The following is a 14942-nucleotide window of genomic DNA, read 5'->3' on the forward strand; positions in this document are numbered from 1 at the left end:
CGATAACCGCCATGTCACAAGAACATTTCCCGCAGGAACTCAACGTCATCAATCGCTTCACCGTCAAGGCCATGGTCTGGCTGAACGGCATCGCACACATCATCATCGGGCTGGCGCTGGCGATGTCGGTGCTGATGTTCACCTGGCTCTTCTGGCAGGACGTGCGGCAAGCGGCAAGCGCGCACAATCTGGTGCACGGCTTTCTGCATGCCTTGGGTACATTGATGCTGCTATGGATCATTTCGGCGCTGATCACCGCCGAAATCCGCTACCTGCGCGGCAGCAAACTGGAAGTGGAAACCTTTATCGAAGTCGCCATGGTCGTCATGGTGCGCAAGATCATCGTGCTGCCGGTGCAGGACGCCTCTCCGACGCTGGAGGATCTGCTGATGTGGGTGGGCGGCGCATTGATGCTGGCTATCACTTTCGGGATCGTCCGCTACTCCCAGAACATCGACAACGGGCGCGGCGATAGCCAATGATAATTCCGCCGCTCTTTCGCACCAGCGAGATACGCGCCATCGAGCAAGCGCATGGCACCGCCGGGCTGATGGAAAAAGCGGGCCTGGCCGTCGCTACGCTGGCGAAGGAGCTGCTGTCGGACGAGGCGTACTCCATCCTTATCATTGCCGGCCCCGGCAACAACGGCGGCGATGCACTCGTTGCGGCGCGTTATCTCAAATCGTGGTGGCTGCGCGTGGATGTGTTTTTTACCGGCGACCCGGAACGCATGCCGCCGGATGCCACTGCTGCCTACCGCGCCTGGCTCGATGCAGGCGGCGAGCTGCTTACCGCATTGCCTGAAAAAACCTACGACCTGGTGATTGACGGCCTGTTCGGCATTGGTCTTGCCAAAGTGCTGCATGGCCATTATGCCGAGCTCGTGCGCCAGATCAACGCCATGGATGCGCCTGTGCTCGCCATCGACGTGCCCAGCGGATTGTGCGCCAATACCGGGCGCGTGCTGGGCGAGGCGGTGATCGCCGATCATACGCTCACCTTCCTCGGGCTGAAGCCGGGTCTGTTCACGCTGGATGGGGTCGATTTTGCCGGAACCGTGCATTCCAGCGACCTCGGCGGCGATACCGGGGCGGTAGCGCATCCGCAGGGCTGGCTGTTGAACGAAATTCCTATCCTGCCGTCGCCGCGTCTGCGCAACAGCCACAAAGGCAACAATGGCAGCATCGGTGTGCTGGGCGGCGACACTACCATGGTCGGCGCGGCCTTGCTGGCCGCTCGCGCCGCACTGCTGATCGGCGCCGGGCGCGTGTATGCGGGCCTGCTGACAGAGGAAACTCCGGCCGTCGATCCGGTTCAGCCCGAACTGATGCTGCGCGACGGCAATTCCCTGCTCGATCTCAACCACCTGACGGCCCTCATCGCCGGGCCGGGCCTCGGCCGCTCGGCGCTTGCGGAAGGCGCATTGCACCGCGCATTGCGCTATCCCGCTCCTTTGGTTCTGGATGCCGATGCGCTCGTGCTGCTCGCGGCGAACGCCGAGTTGCGCCAGACGCTTGCCACGCGCGAGCATCCCACCCTGCTTACGCCGCACCCGGGCGAGGCTGCGGTTCTACTGGCATGCAGCGTAGCCGAAGTGCAAGCAGACCGCGTCGCGAGCGCACTCGATATCGCCGTAAAATACCGGGCGACAGTGTTGCTGAAAGGCGCAGGCACCGTCATTGCGATGCCTGACGGCCAGTGGTTTATCAACGCCAGCGGAAACCCCGGACTGGCTGCCGCCGGCATGGGCGACACGCTGGCCGGCATTATCGGCGGACTGGCGGCGCAAGGCATGGAGCTGGATCAGGCCGCCATGCTAGGCACCTATCTGCACGGAGCAGCGGCCGATACCCTGGTCGCCGAAGGCATAGGCCCGCTCGGCCTGACTGCAAGCGAAGTCGCCCTGGCAGCGCGCAAACTCATCAATCGCTGGATCACGCAAGAATACGAATGAACGACACCACGCAGCGCATCCTCACTGCCGCCAACCAGATCATTCTCGGCAAGGATCACCAGATTCGGCTGGCGCTGGCCTGCATCCTCGCGCGCGGCCATCTACTGATCGAGGATCTGCCCGGCATGGGCAAGACCACGCTGTCGCATGTGATGGCGCAAGTACTGGGGCTGGAATTCCGCCGCGTGCAATTTACCAGCGACCTGCTGCCGGCCGATATCCTCGGCGTATCGGTGTACGACCGCAATGAAGCCGCGTTCAAGTTTCACCCCGGCCCGGTCTTTACCAACGTGCTGCTGGCGGACGAGGTCAACCGCGCCACGCCCAAGACGCAAAGCGCGCTGCTCGAAGTGATGGAAGAACGCCAGGCCACCATCGATGGCGAAACCCGCACGCTGCCGGAACCATTTTTCGTGATTGCCACGCAGAATCCGGTGAATCACATCGGCACTTTTCCGCTACCCGAATCACAGCTCGACCGTTTCCTGATGCGCATCGAACTGGGCTATCCCGACATGCGCTCCGAGCGCAACCTCTTGATGAGCCGCGGCGGCCGCGAGCACTTCGGCGAGTTGCAATCCGTCATCGACGCTTCCATCCTGCTGAAATTGCAGGAGGCGGTGCACGGCATTCATGTCTCGGAGCCGCTGCTGGATTATCTGCAGGCGCTGCTCGATTACACCCGCAAATCTCCTCGTTATATCAACGGCCTCTCGCCGCGCGCCGGCCTGGCGCTCAAGCAGTGCGCCCAGGCCTGGGCCTTGATGGAGGGGCGCGATTATGCGATGCCGGAAGACATACAGGCTGTGCTTCCGGGCGTCGCCGGGCATCGGCTGCACTCCACCTCGCCCAACGATTCCAACAGAAACGCGGCTACGGATTTGTTGCAATCCGTTGCTGTTTCGTAAGCAAAAATTTCTTGACTTAAATAACCATATGACTAATTATTTAGTCATATGTTGCCCGATCGCATCCACACCATTCCCTACGAATGGAGCAGCACTTCCAAACTGTTCGTCGCGCTCGGCGATGAACAGCGGCAACGCCTTCTTCTGGCATTCGAGCCGAGAGAGCGCCTCAATATCACCCAGATCGTCTCAACCTCCGCGCTCAGCAGAACCGCCGTCAACCACCATCTCAAGGTACTGCGCGAGGCCGGCGTGCTCGATAGCGAAAAAGTCGGCAAGGAAGTCTACTTCTGGATCGCCAAGGACAATATCGTCGATGCGCTGCAACGTGTGCTCGCTTATGTAAAGGAAATGACTTGAAGGACTGAATCGCAAAATCAATCTCGTAGCGCAGGCGAGACGCCTACGCTACGGAAGGCTGCAAGAAATAAGAACGTTGACTGGTACTAAAAATCAAAAAGGGGTCACCATGCTTAAAAAGTCGCTGCGCTTGCTGTTTCGTTTGCTGTTCCGTGTCACCATCAATGGAGAAAACTACCCGCAAAAACCCGAGCGGTTGCTGGTCGTCGCCAATCACGAATCTTTTCTAGACGGATTGCTGCTCGGGCTCTTTCTGCCGTTCAAGGCAACCTTCGTCGTCCATACCGGCGTCCTGAAAACCTGGTATTTCCGTCTGATCCTCTCGCAAGTGCCGCATTTGGCAGTCGACCCCACCAGCCCGCTGGCAATGAAAAAGGTCATCAAGCTGCTGGAAGCCGGCGAGCCGGTAGTGATCTTCCCCGAAGGGCGCATCACGCTGACCGGCAGCCTGATGAAGGTCTACGACGGCCCCGGCTTCGTCGCCGCAAAAACCGGTGCCTGCATCCTGCCTGTCCGCCTCGACGGCCCCGCACGCTCCTATTTCAGCCGCCTTTCGGGCAACTACCCGCGCAGCCTGTTCCCCAAAGTCACGCTTTCCATCTTGCCGGTCACCGCGATTGCGATGCCGGATGCGCCCACCGCGAAACTGCGCCGCCGCATAGCGGGCGAAGCGATGCGCCGTCTGATGCAGGAAATGCTGTTCAAGTCGCAGCCGGTACAGACGCTGTTCAGCGCGCTGGTGGATGCGGTCAACATCCATGGCCGCAAAACGCGCCTGCTGGAAGACATGAAACAGGTGGAAGAAACCTACGGCGAACTGCTGACGCGCAGCCTGGCGCTGGGGCGCATGGTCGAGAAAATCTCCGCTCCCGGCGAGACCGTCGGGGTACTGATGCCCAATGTTTCCAATACGGTTTGCCTGGTTTTCGGCATGAGCGCAATGGGCCGCGTACCGGCGATGCTGAATTACACGGCCGGTACCGCCGGCATGCAGAACGCCTGCGTCGCCGCCAGGGTCAGCACCATCCTGACTTCGCGCCAGTTCCTGGAAGCGGCCAAACTCGGCCCGCAAGTCGCCGCGCTGCAAGGCGTGAAACTCATCTATCTGGAAGACCTGCGCGAACAATTCAGCCTGTGGGACAAACTCTGGCTGCTGGGCTATGCCCGTTGGTTCCCTACCCTGGTCGCCAGGCCCGCAACACCGGACGACCCCGCGGTGGTGCTATTCACCAGCGGCTCGGAAGGCAAGCCCAAGGGCGTGGTGCACAGCCATCGTGGCATACTTGCCAACATCGCGCAGATCCGCGCGGTCATCGATTTTAGCCCCTCCGACAAGTTCATGATCGCGTTACCGCTATTCCATGCCTTCGGCTTCACCTGCGGTGCCATCATGCCGCTGGTCACGGGGTCGAAAATGTTCCTCTATCCTTCGCCGCTGCACTACCGCATCATCCCGGAAATCATCTACGACCGCGGCTGTACCGTGCTGTTCGGCACCAGCACCTTCCTCAGCAACTACGCCCGCTTCGCCCACCCTTACGATTTCTACAAGCTGCGCTACGTCGTCGCCGGCGCGGAAAAGCTTAACGAAGAAGTGCGCAAGACCTGGATGGAGAAATTCGGCATCCGCATTCTCGAAGGCTACGGCGCGACCGAATGCGCCCCGGTACTGGCCGTCAACACACCCATGGCCTGCCGCAACGGCACCGTCGGCCCGCTGCTGCCCGGGCTGGAACCCAAACTGGAAGCCGTTCCCGGCATTGCCCAAGGCGGCCTGCTCAGCGTACGCGGCCCCAACGTCATGCTGGGGTATTACCTCTACGACAACCCCGGTGTACTCAAAGCGCCGGAAGGCGGCTGGTACAGCACCGGCGATATCGTCGACATCGACGCCGATGGCTTCGTGCGTATCCTCGGGCGGGTGAAACGTTTCGCCAAGGTGGCAGGCGAAATGGTGTCGCTCGAATCCGTCGAACAAATCGCCAACCGCGCCGCGCCCACCGGGCAGCATGCCGCCAGCACCCAGGCCGACTCGCAACGCGGCGAGAACATCCTGCTCTATACCACCGACGCCGCGCTGACCCGCGAAGCGCTGCAAACCGCCGCCCGTGATATTGGCAGCCCGGAGCTGGCCGTACCGCGCAAGATCGTGGTGGTGAAGGAACTGCCGCTGCTGGGTACGGGGAAGACGGATTATGTGAAGTTGAAACAGATGGCGGAAGAGGCCACATCATGAATCGCCGCCAATTCCTGAAAACCCTTCCCGTCCTCGGCATCGGTGCCGCTGGTGTAGCGGGCGCGAGCTACTGGCCGGAACAAGGCCTGATGAACCAATGCCTCAGTAACCTGCCGGAGTCCGCCACACGCCATCCGCTGATGCAAGCCGTTTGGAAGGGCATAGACCCGGCGCAGGTCTGGGATTGCCACACACATCTCGTCGGATCGGGCGATTCCGGCAGCGGCGCGTGGTTCAGCCCGGACATGGATAGCCTGTGGCATCCCCTATTGCGTCTTCAGAAGCTGTTCTACATGAACGCCGGTTGCGTGCATGAGGCGCCGGGCAAGATGGATGCCAGCTACATCGAGCGCCTGCATAACCTGCTCGACGGCATGCGTCCCGGCTGCAAGGCCATGCTGCTGGCATTCGACTGGCGGCACGATACCGACGGCAGGCCTGTTCCCGAGCATTCCATCTTTTATATCCCCAACGCCTACGCCGCCGAGATGGCGCGCCGCCATCCGACCTATTTCGAGTGGGTCGCGTCCATCCATCCTTACCGGCCGGATTGCGTGGAAGCGCTGGAGCAAGCCGTGAAAGACGGTGCCCGGGCCATCAAGTGGCTGCCTTCGGCGATGGGCATAGACCCGGCATCCAAGCGTTGCGACAGATTCTACGATGCGCTGGCCGCCAGCGGCCTGCCCATCATCAGCCATGCCGGCCGCGAACTGGCCGTGCAAGGCGGCGACCAGAACGACGGCAACCCGTTGAAACTGCGCCGTGCAATGGATCACGGCGTACGCGTAGTGATTGCACATTGCGCATCAGACGGCGACGATATTGATCTGGACCAAGGCAACAATGGCCCCCGGGTGAAAAGCTTCGAATTATTCGCACGCCTGATGGACGAGCCGCGCTATGCAAAACTGGCCTACGCCGATATCTCCGCGCTTACCCAATTCAATCGCGCCTGGGCGCTGAAAACCGTCTTGCGGCACGGTGAATGGCACAGCCGCTTGCTGAACGGTTCGGACTATCCGCTGCCCGGCGTCATGCCGCTGTTTTCGGCCGGTGACATGGCCGAGATGGGACTGCTCGATAAAACGGCCGTGCCATGGCTTAAGGAAATCCGGGCGCATAATCCGCTGTTGTTCGATTTTGCGCTCAAGCGCTTATTGAAGCTGGACGGACAGCCCTTTCCGGCCTCGGTGTTCGAAACCCGCAAATTCTTTGAAGTGGCAGAGCATGCAACTTGATCAGGGAGTAACAATGACCAATAACAATCTTCTCTCGCGCGGCATGATCGCCGTACTGATCGCGCAATTCCTTTCCGCGCTGGCGGACAATGCGCTGCTGTTCGCGGCCATCGCCATGTTGCATGTGCACGCCGCGCCCAGTTGGCAAACCCCGCTACTGCAAGCGGCATTCGTCATCGCATTCATCGCGATGGCGCCTTTCGTCGGGCCGGTTGCGGATTCGTTTTCCAAGGGGCGCGTCATGCTGGCTGCGAATGCGATGAAATTCGTTGGCGCCGGCGCAATGCTGCTGGGACTGCACCCGCTGATCGCCTACAACCTGGTCGGGCTCGGCGCGGCGGCCTATTCTCCGGCCAAGTACGGAATACTTTCCGAACTGGTCAGCCAGGACAAACTGGTCAAGGCCAACGGCATGATCGAAGGTTCCACCATCGTCGCCATCCTGCTGGGCGCCGTGCTGGGCGGCAAGCTTGCGGATACCTCGGTCACAACGGCACTGGCCGTGATATGCGCGTGCTACCTGCTGGCAGCCGGCGCCAACCTGCTGATCCCGCGCCTTCCGGCTGCGCATCCACTGAAACATTTTTCCCCGACTATCCTGATACGCGACTTCTGGAAGGCGGTGCGCATCCTGTTCCGCAACCGCGACGCACGCTTCTCGCTGCTCGGCACCAGCGTGTTCTGGGGTGCGGGTTCCACGTTGCGCCTGCTGCTGGTCGCCTGGGTGCCGGTGGCGCTCGGCATTGTCGATCTCAGCATGCCGGCCAACATGAGCGGAGCCGTGGCCATCGGCATCGCGTTCGGTGCAGCCGGCGCCGCGAGTTTCGTACGCCTGGGGAACGTCAATCGGGCCTTGCCGGCGGGAATACTGCTGGGGATGATCATTATTGCCTTCGCGCATGTCACCAGCCTGTACGCCGCCATCGTACTGCTCGTCCTGCTGGGTGCTTGCGGCGGCTTTTACGTGGTGCCGCTCAACGCGCTGCTGCAGGAGCGCGGGCATGAAACCGTCGGCGCCGGCCACGCCGTCGCGGTGCAGAATTTCGTTGAGAACCTCACAATGCTGGGGCTGGTGGGGCTGTATACCACAATGGACAAAGGCGGCATGCCGGTGGTGCAGTCCGCCAGCATTTTTGGCGGTGTGGTGCTGGCGGCCATCGGCGCCTTGGCAATCTATAGACTCAAAAGGAAATAAAACAGGCGCCTACATGCGAGTCGGATTACATAAGGATTTGTGATGGCATTCGTCACGTCACTGCTGACATCCGCCAACCCGCTGCCGCTGCTGGCGTGGACTACGGGTTATTTCCTGCTGATCTACTGTACGTTTGCCGGCCTGGCCTGGACATTGGCCAGGCTTGTCGGACGCCCATTGGAAACCAGGGCAGTCGATGATAGGCAGGTATGCACGGAAGTGCTTAACTCGTTGCGCTCTATCGTGCTGTTTGGTACCGGCATATTGGTGCCGTGGAGCATGATCCAGATCGGCCTGACCACCGTCGATGGCGAGGCAGGCATTGTCAGAATCATCGCGGAATGTCTTGTGCTGGTACTCTGGAACGACCTGCATTTTTATGCGATGCACCGGCTGCTGCACGAAAAGCTGAAAAAATCGCATGTGGCGCACCATCGATCCATCGCAGCCACGCCCTTCGCTTCATACAGCATGAGCGCGACGGAAGCCCTGCTGCTGGGAAGCGTGATGCCCCTCGCCATGCTGGTCCATGCGTTTTCGGTGGAGGCGCTGTTATTCCTGCCGGTGTGGTCTATCTTTATCAATACCTTGTCGCACTCCAACTGCGACTTGTTCCCCAGAGCGGACGAGCACTCCCTGCTCGGCTTCATCCGGCATCATCAGACGCACCATTCGCGCTATCACGGCAATTACGGTTTCTTTTTCGGCCGTCTCGACCGATGGCTTGGTACTTCGTCGCGCCCACAACACGAAAAAAGGATAATTCATGACTCCATTCAGTCGCGTGTATATCACCCATACAGCCGCGTTTCTGCCGGGTGATCCGGTCGATAACGATGGCATGGACCGGTTTATCGGCTCGATCAACAAAATGTCGGGCAGGATCAAGAACCGGATACTGGCGGAAAACGGCATCGTGTCGAGGCATTACGCCATCGATGAACAAGGGAAATCGCTCCATTCCGTGGCCTCGATGGGCGCACGAGTGGCAGAAGCACTGCTGGACAAAAGCAGTCATCCGGGTTTTCTGGCCGCGGCCACGACCGGCGGTGACGGCGCGGCACCTGGCCTGGCTAACCTGATTCAGGGCGAACTGCACCTGCCGCCGCTGGAAACCCTTTCGGTGTCCGGTATCTGCGCGGCTTCCATGGGAGCGCTCAACGCATCCGCGCAAGCGGTGGAGTCGGGATCGACCGCATCCGCCATTGCCCTCGCCAGCGAGTTTCCCTCGCGATTATTCAAAGCATCCCGGTTCCGGAATCGCGATGCCGACATCGATTTCGACGCACATTTCCTGCGTTGGATGCTTTCCGATGGCGCAGGCGGCGTTACCATCGAAAATCGCCCGGCCAAAACCGGCCTTTCCTTCAAGATCAAATGGATACACCAGAAATCGTTTTCCGGCGACATGCCCACCTGCATGCAGGTGGGACAATCCATCGGCAATGCCCTGCCGGGCTACCTGGACTATCCAACCCTGGCAGAAGCCGAAAAGGCCGGCGCATTCGACCTCCGGCAAAATATCCGCATGTTGCCCAACCTGTTCGACATGGGCCTGCATGAATATGCCCAACTGGTGAAGGATGGCCATATCGATCCGTCAAGCATAGCCTGGTTCCTGTGCCACTATTCCTCCGAACGCTTCAAGCCGCTGATGGCAAAACTGATGGAAGAGGCCGGCATCGCCATTCCTGCCGAAAGATGGTTCTCGAATCTGTCCAGCAAAGGCAACACCGGCTCTGCCTCCATTTTCATCATGCTGGATGAATTTTTCTGCACCAAGGCCCATTCCCTGAAAATCGGCGAGCAGATATTCGGCTTCGTGCCGGAATCCGGACGTTTCTCGGTAGCGTACTTCCTGCTGGAAGTGGTCGATGCCTCCGACTTACCTGCCGTTGCCAGTCCGACGATCCTGCCAGAACCGGAGAATCTGCCCGCCCCGCCCATCACGGACGAAGGCGAATCCGGCCAGATCGCCGACATGCTGCAAGGGCTGATGTCGGTATGGCACGAATACCGCTCCCAGATATTTCGTACGGACCTTGTCCGCGCCATCATGGCCGGCTCCGTCACAATGGAAGACTATCTCGCCTGGATGGAATGCTGGATTCCGCAGGTACGCGAAGGCAGTCTGTGGATGCGTCGCGCGGTTTCCAGCATGACTCCGCAATTCAGGGAATTGGCAACGCTGGTGCATACCCATGCGAGTGAGGAACAGCTGGATTGGCAGGTGCTATATCAAGATTACCTTAATGCCGGCGGAACACTTCCGGCAGAAAGACTGGGGCGCAATCCCGGCGGCGAAGCGCTCAATGCCTTCATGCACGCTTATGCCTCACGCCCCGACCCGGTCGGCCTGTTGGGCGGCATCTATATCATAGAAGGCTCGGGACAGCGCATCGTGCCCACCCTGCTGCCGAAACTGAAAGAGCATTTGGGCGTATCGTCTTCCGTGTTGAAATTCATCGAATACCACGGCGAGAACGACCAAGCTCATATGCTGCGCTGGCTCAACGCGGTAAAAATGGTGGCCGAGATCGAGCCGTCGGCCATCGCCGAAATTGTAAAGGTCGCTGAAACCGTCGCGGCGCTTTACCTGCAACAATGGAGATTCGCCATGCCGAATACCCGGAGCCATATCCCATGAAGCGTTTTTTTGTCAGCCTGATACTGCTTCTGTGTTCATGGCATTCGCTGGCTGCGCATACCGCGCCGGATACGCCTATGGATTTCGTGGAAGCCCAGATCAACGCCCACCCCGGGAAGAGCGGAGTTTATGCCTTGGAAACCGGCACCGAAGCGCTGATTGCCCGGGCCTGGCTGGCCGATCACGCCCAACACTCGATCGAAGTGCAGTATTTCATCTGGAGCACCGACAACATCGGCATCCTGGCTTCGGAAGCGCTGCTGCGCGCGGCGGATCGCGGCGTTCAGGTGCGCGTTATCGTGGACGACCTGCTGATCGACGCGCCTGACAAAACCCTGCTCGCGCTCGCCAAACACCCGAAGATCGATATTCGCATCTATAACCCCCAGCATTCCGTAGGCACGCCATTCCACAAGCGCCTGTTAAACGTCGCCACCGATTTTCGCGGCGTGAATCAGCGCATGCATGACAAGACATTCATCGTCGACGGCAAGATCGCCATCACCGGCGGTCGCAACATGGCCGCCGAATATTTCGACTACAACCATCGTTACAACTTCCGTGATCGCGATGCACTGCTGCTGGGTAACGTAGTCAAGAACATGCGCGCCAGTTTCGAGAATTTCTGGGGCAACCGCTTGAGCGCGCCTGTTGAGGAGTTATACGACGGCATCGGGTTAATGCAGCAGCATGTGAATGTCGATGACGCCGAAATCAAAATGATTTATCGCGAGCTGCACGATTATGCGAACTCGAAGGAAAATTTTGCGCCGGAGATCCACGCCGCCATCGAAACCACTCCCACCACTTTCGAGCGGCTGGCCCGGCAATTCGCCTGGGGCGAGGCGAGATTCATCAGCGACCTCCCAGGCAAGAACAATAATCGGCTGAAGTTGGGCGGCGGCGGGCAAACCACCTCGGCCCTGGCGCAACTGGTACAGAATGCTCGTCAGGACATCGTCATCCAGTCACCCTATCTGGTGATGTCCGACGGCGCCATCAGGCTTTTCCAACAAGCCATCGACCGCGGGGTACGCGTCCGCATCAATACCAACTCGCTGGCCTCCACGGACAACATCCAGGCGTTCAGCGGCTATCGCAACCAGCGCGACCGATTGCTCAACATGGGCCTGGAAATACACGAATACAAACCCGACCCCGCGATACGCAGCAAGCTGACGGAAGGCTCCCTGCTAAGAAAGGAAAAACCGCCGATATTCGCCATCCATGCCAAAACCATGGTGGTGGATTCGAGAACCGTTTTCATCGGCACCTTCAACTTTGATCCGCGCTCGGAAAACCTGAATACCGAAGTCGGCGTCATCGTCGAAAATGAGGCTTTGGCTCACGCCGTCGCATCGGCCATCGAGACCGACATGCTCCCCGCCAATAGCTGGAATGCGGCTGCGGACCCAGACCAACACGTTTCCTTGGCCAAACGAAGCAAAGTGCGGTTCTGGCAGATAATGCCGATCAAACCGTTGTTATGACATCGCCCTTCAAAAGGAACCGGCCTTTCATCATGGAAAACATCGACCCCAGAAAAGTCAGCCTCCCCCGCCCATGTGCTTTTCTTGAGGCTGCGCATGATCCGCAAGACCCCAACCCATGGCAGACCCTGTGGCTCGACCGCTCGGTGCCTATCCATCCCGACGTCAAGCAAGCCTGGCTGCGAGATTCCAACACAGCCTCGCGGCAATTTCTCCTGCCGTTCGTGCGCCCCTTGGCAAGGCTGACCATCGTATTGCTGCAACTCATCAAGACCATCATTCCGAACAGCCTCACCTCATCGCGCCTGCTGCACCGCCTGCTGGCATGGGCATTATCGGTATTCGCCACACCGGAAGCCAACTGGCTGATCCTTCGTCACTTCTGGATAGGCTCGGAAAACCTGGCCTTCCTCAATGCCAACATCAAGGGCGGCGGAGTTGAAATGAATCCGTTGAAACCGCAAGACCTGCCGGATCTGGTGGACGACCTGTTCATCAAGCATGACCTCAACCTCTTCAACTTCATTACTCGGCTCAATCTCAAGCTACGAGAACAAGGCATCGCCGATATCGCGCCCAATACCGAACTGGATTTCTCGATGATTTCCGACGACGGCCATTTCCCGATTGCGCCGCAGAATAATGGCTGGTTCAACAAGATCGACCTCCAGACCTGCATCGATATTTTCACCCCTGTCTATCAGTTGTTCCTGACAGACAGCGATTTCTGGCGATCTGTGCACTCCTTGCAGCTGGACGAAACCATCGGTTTGTACACGGCAAAAGTGCTGAAAAGATCCGAAGGTCTGATACTGATCAACAACAAACATCCGATGGTCGTTCCAGCCACATGGTCGGCTGGTTACAGACTGGTTCTGCATGGATTGTCGTCTGAGATGCTGCATGCGTTGCTGGTTGAAGAGAAACGGAAGAAAGTCTAAGCGATTGATTAGTCAGATATTCAATTAAAGAACCCTTGCTCGAACAAGCATAACCTCACCTTTGATAGGAAACGCTATCCTATAGAAAGCCCGCATTGCGCGGGCTTTTAAAACTTCAGGGAACGATTAGATTTCAGCCAGGGATGGTGAGCGATCGGTTCCACCAATTGGATGAGCTTTGTACTGTAACTGTACAGATGACCGTATCAGCATCTTCCTTTTGATCATCACTCATATCATTTTGTGAAACATCATCAATTTCATATTCGGAAACAACATCATTAGAACCGGACATATAGGGATCTCCTTAAGATTATGTAACCTTTGAGTTATAGCGAACGTAAACCTTCGCCAATGAGAACGGCCGTCGGTTAAGCACCGGTTTTCTTGGTATGGGCAGCGATGTAGCAGAAGACGTGCCAGAATAAAAAATATAATAAAAACAAACGGATGAGATTTATCCTACGGTGCCATCGGAAAGCAGATGTCCCCAATAAGAGACAGTGCGTTCGTGTTTGTTTGTATCTTGTTGATATTTTGTAGAAATGTTTGTCTCAAATTGGAGACAATAATTGCCGTAGCATTTTAGCAATGGCAAAAGGTCATGAACAACAGACGCAAAACCCGCTGGATTGAAACGGGTTTTGGACGAGACAAGTACATTGAAAATGTGGATGGAGTGTCGGACCAGCGCCGCGATGCCCTCCCGTACTTAGCTAACTTCCGCTGAGCTTAATCAACTCTTATTCAGCATGGCTGCAAGCTATCTAACCTACCGCCACTATGAGAATAGCAAGGATGGTCACGAGTGCCAGACTTATGACGAATCTGGTGTCATCGTTTTTCTGATGGTATTTCATTTTAAAGCCCCTCATAGAAAGAACGTCTACACAATTGGACATCCCTCTTTTCTGGGGTTCGACGACCATGCTCCAGATGAACATGAATTAGTCATGAGGAAATTCATGAGTTACCAACGCACGCCCGTCAATGGAAATGGAAATTCTTGGCGCTCAGTCAAAACGCACTACACATATTTGAATATGACATGAAAAAGGCCAGAAGCCCCGTTGTTACTGGAGTTTCCGGCCTTTATTGGACTACATTTTAGAGGTGGGGACTACCGAATAAATCCTTGCAAGCTAGTATTTACATGGATTTAAGAATTCTAGTTTTTTAATATACCCCCATAAATACCCCCAGCAGCTGGGCGCTGCCCCTCAATTTCTGCCGCCCTACTCCTAACTATGCATTTTCACCAACTTCAGATCGGACAGCGCCCCGAGGGTTGCACGTAACTCCAAACCGTTGTCATGCAATTGCCTTTCCACCTCGGCCACCATCTCATCAAACATACCGTCGGCAGACAACCTCACCTGGAACCTGTTCAGCGTACAGGCATCGGGTAATTTTCCGCCAGCGTCAAAACCGCAGAAAATCAAAAAGTCCAGCCGCACCCGCAAAGCACGCTCCAGCTTTGGATATGACAGTCCATGCCACCTGGAGAGCAGCAGCGCACGAAACATAGCGCGGTGATCGTAAGGCACGCGTCCACCCTTTCTAAAAAAATCACGCCAGTATTCAGCATGCATGGTGTTTTCTACCGATTGCCAGTCGACCAGTTCTGCAATCCGCAGGACTGGCTCAGGTGCCAACCTGGTCTTTGCGTTTTCAATAAACCGCTGCATAACTCCCCTTTCGACAAACTGAAATACTCATTTCACTATGCTATAGATCCACTACCTAGCCATGACGTGGGGCCGCGACTACCCTCAAGGGGAAACACCCCGGGAGGACCCGCCGGTTCACCTGGTTTGACATAGTGAAATGCCAAAAAAAGCGCAGATTTAATTCCTGCCCGCCCTACCCAACCGGCGCGATTGGCTGCGCCTTGGGATCAGTCCATTCAAAAAACAGTCGGGACAGGTCGGGACAGTCGGGACAGTCCGCCGCTATTGGCTTGCAGCCGTCCC

13 protein-coding genes are annotated in these 14942 nt (G+C 57.7%); 11 read left to right on the forward strand and 2 right to left on the reverse strand.

Translation table 11 applies throughout. The features are described from left to right. Positions 1-11: 11 nt before the first annotated feature. From A7976_RS02780 to A7976_RS02830, 11 genes are all read left to right on the forward strand, one after another. On the forward strand, positions 12-482 hold the full coding sequence (locus A7976_RS02780) for a phosphate-starvation-inducible PsiE family protein (protein ID WP_067106509.1): 471 nt from the start codon (positions 12-14) through the stop codon (positions 480-482). Next, positions 479-1954: a bifunctional ADP-dependent NAD(P)H-hydrate dehydratase/NAD(P)H-hydrate epimerase gene (locus A7976_RS02785; protein WP_067106510.1), complete on the forward strand. Its 1476-nt coding sequence runs from the start codon at positions 479-481 to the stop codon at positions 1952-1954. Before A7976_RS02780 ends, A7976_RS02785 begins: the two co-directional genes overlap by 4 nt. Then, entirely contained in the window at positions 1951-2862 is a 912-nt protein-coding gene (locus tag A7976_RS02790) for a MoxR family ATPase (protein WP_067106511.1), read from the forward strand. Before A7976_RS02785 ends, A7976_RS02790 begins: the two co-directional genes overlap by 4 nt. Positions 2863-2910: 48 nt before the next feature. Then, positions 2911-3222 (forward strand): helix-turn-helix transcriptional regulator, encoded by a 312-nt coding sequence (locus tag A7976_RS02795; RefSeq protein ID WP_067106513.1) that lies wholly within the window; start codon positions 2911-2913, stop codon positions 3220-3222. Positions 3223-3331: 109 nt separating this feature from the next. Further along, on the forward strand, positions 3332-5458 hold the full coding sequence (gene aas, locus A7976_RS02800) for a bifunctional acyl-ACP--phospholipid O-acyltransferase/long-chain-fatty-acid--ACP ligase (protein ID WP_067106515.1): 2127 nt from the start codon (positions 3332-3334) through the stop codon (positions 5456-5458). Continuing rightward, positions 5455-6696, forward strand: coding sequence for an amidohydrolase family protein (locus tag A7976_RS02805; protein ID WP_067106516.1), 1242 nt, complete (start codon positions 5455-5457; stop codon positions 6694-6696). The genes aas and A7976_RS02805 overlap by 4 nt, the downstream gene beginning before the upstream one ends. A 13-nt stretch (positions 6697-6709) precedes the next feature. Next, a complete protein-coding gene (lplT, locus tag A7976_RS02810; RefSeq protein WP_082877943.1) occupies positions 6710-7891 on the forward strand; it encodes a lysophospholipid transporter LplT in 1182 nt (393 codons plus the stop codon). A 42-nt stretch (positions 7892-7933) separates the two neighbouring features. Continuing rightward, a complete protein-coding gene (locus A7976_RS02815; RefSeq protein ID WP_067106521.1) occupies positions 7934-8713 on the forward strand; it encodes a sterol desaturase family protein in 780 nt (259 codons plus the stop codon). Continuing rightward, positions 8658-10538 carry a StlD/DarB family beta-ketosynthase gene (locus tag A7976_RS02820; protein WP_067106524.1) on the forward strand — a complete coding sequence of 627 codons (1881 nt, stop codon included), beginning with the start codon at positions 8658-8660 and terminating at the stop codon, positions 10536-10538. The genes A7976_RS02815 and A7976_RS02820 overlap by 56 nt, the downstream gene beginning before the upstream one ends. Further along, the gene (locus tag A7976_RS02825; protein ID WP_067106526.1) at positions 10535-12028 is read left to right on the forward strand and encodes a phosphatidylserine/phosphatidylglycerophosphate/cardiolipin synthase family protein; all 1494 of its coding nucleotides are present in this window, start codon (positions 10535-10537) and stop codon (positions 12026-12028) included. Before A7976_RS02820 ends, A7976_RS02825 begins: the two co-directional genes overlap by 4 nt. A gap of 32 nt (positions 12029-12060) precedes the next feature. Next, positions 12061-12969 carry a hypothetical protein gene (locus tag A7976_RS02830; protein WP_067106528.1) on the forward strand — a complete coding sequence of 303 codons (909 nt, stop codon included), beginning with the start codon at positions 12061-12063 and terminating at the stop codon, positions 12967-12969. Positions 12970-13102: 133 nt separating this feature from the next. On the opposite strand, the gene A7976_RS15130 is transcribed toward A7976_RS02830, so the two are convergent. Next, entirely contained in the window at positions 13103-13264 is a 162-nt protein-coding gene (locus A7976_RS15130) for a hypothetical protein (RefSeq protein WP_165601712.1), read from the reverse strand. Between the two features lie 946 nt (positions 13265-14210). Continuing rightward, entirely contained in the window at positions 14211-14657 is a 447-nt protein-coding gene (locus tag A7976_RS02835; RefSeq protein ID WP_067106532.1) for a transposase, read from the reverse strand. Positions 14658-14942: the final 285 nt, after the last annotated feature.

Origin of the sequence: Methylobacillus sp. MM3, assembly GCF_001645185.1 — a bacterium.
Lineage (GTDB): Bacteria > Pseudomonadota > Gammaproteobacteria > Burkholderiales > Methylophilaceae > MM2.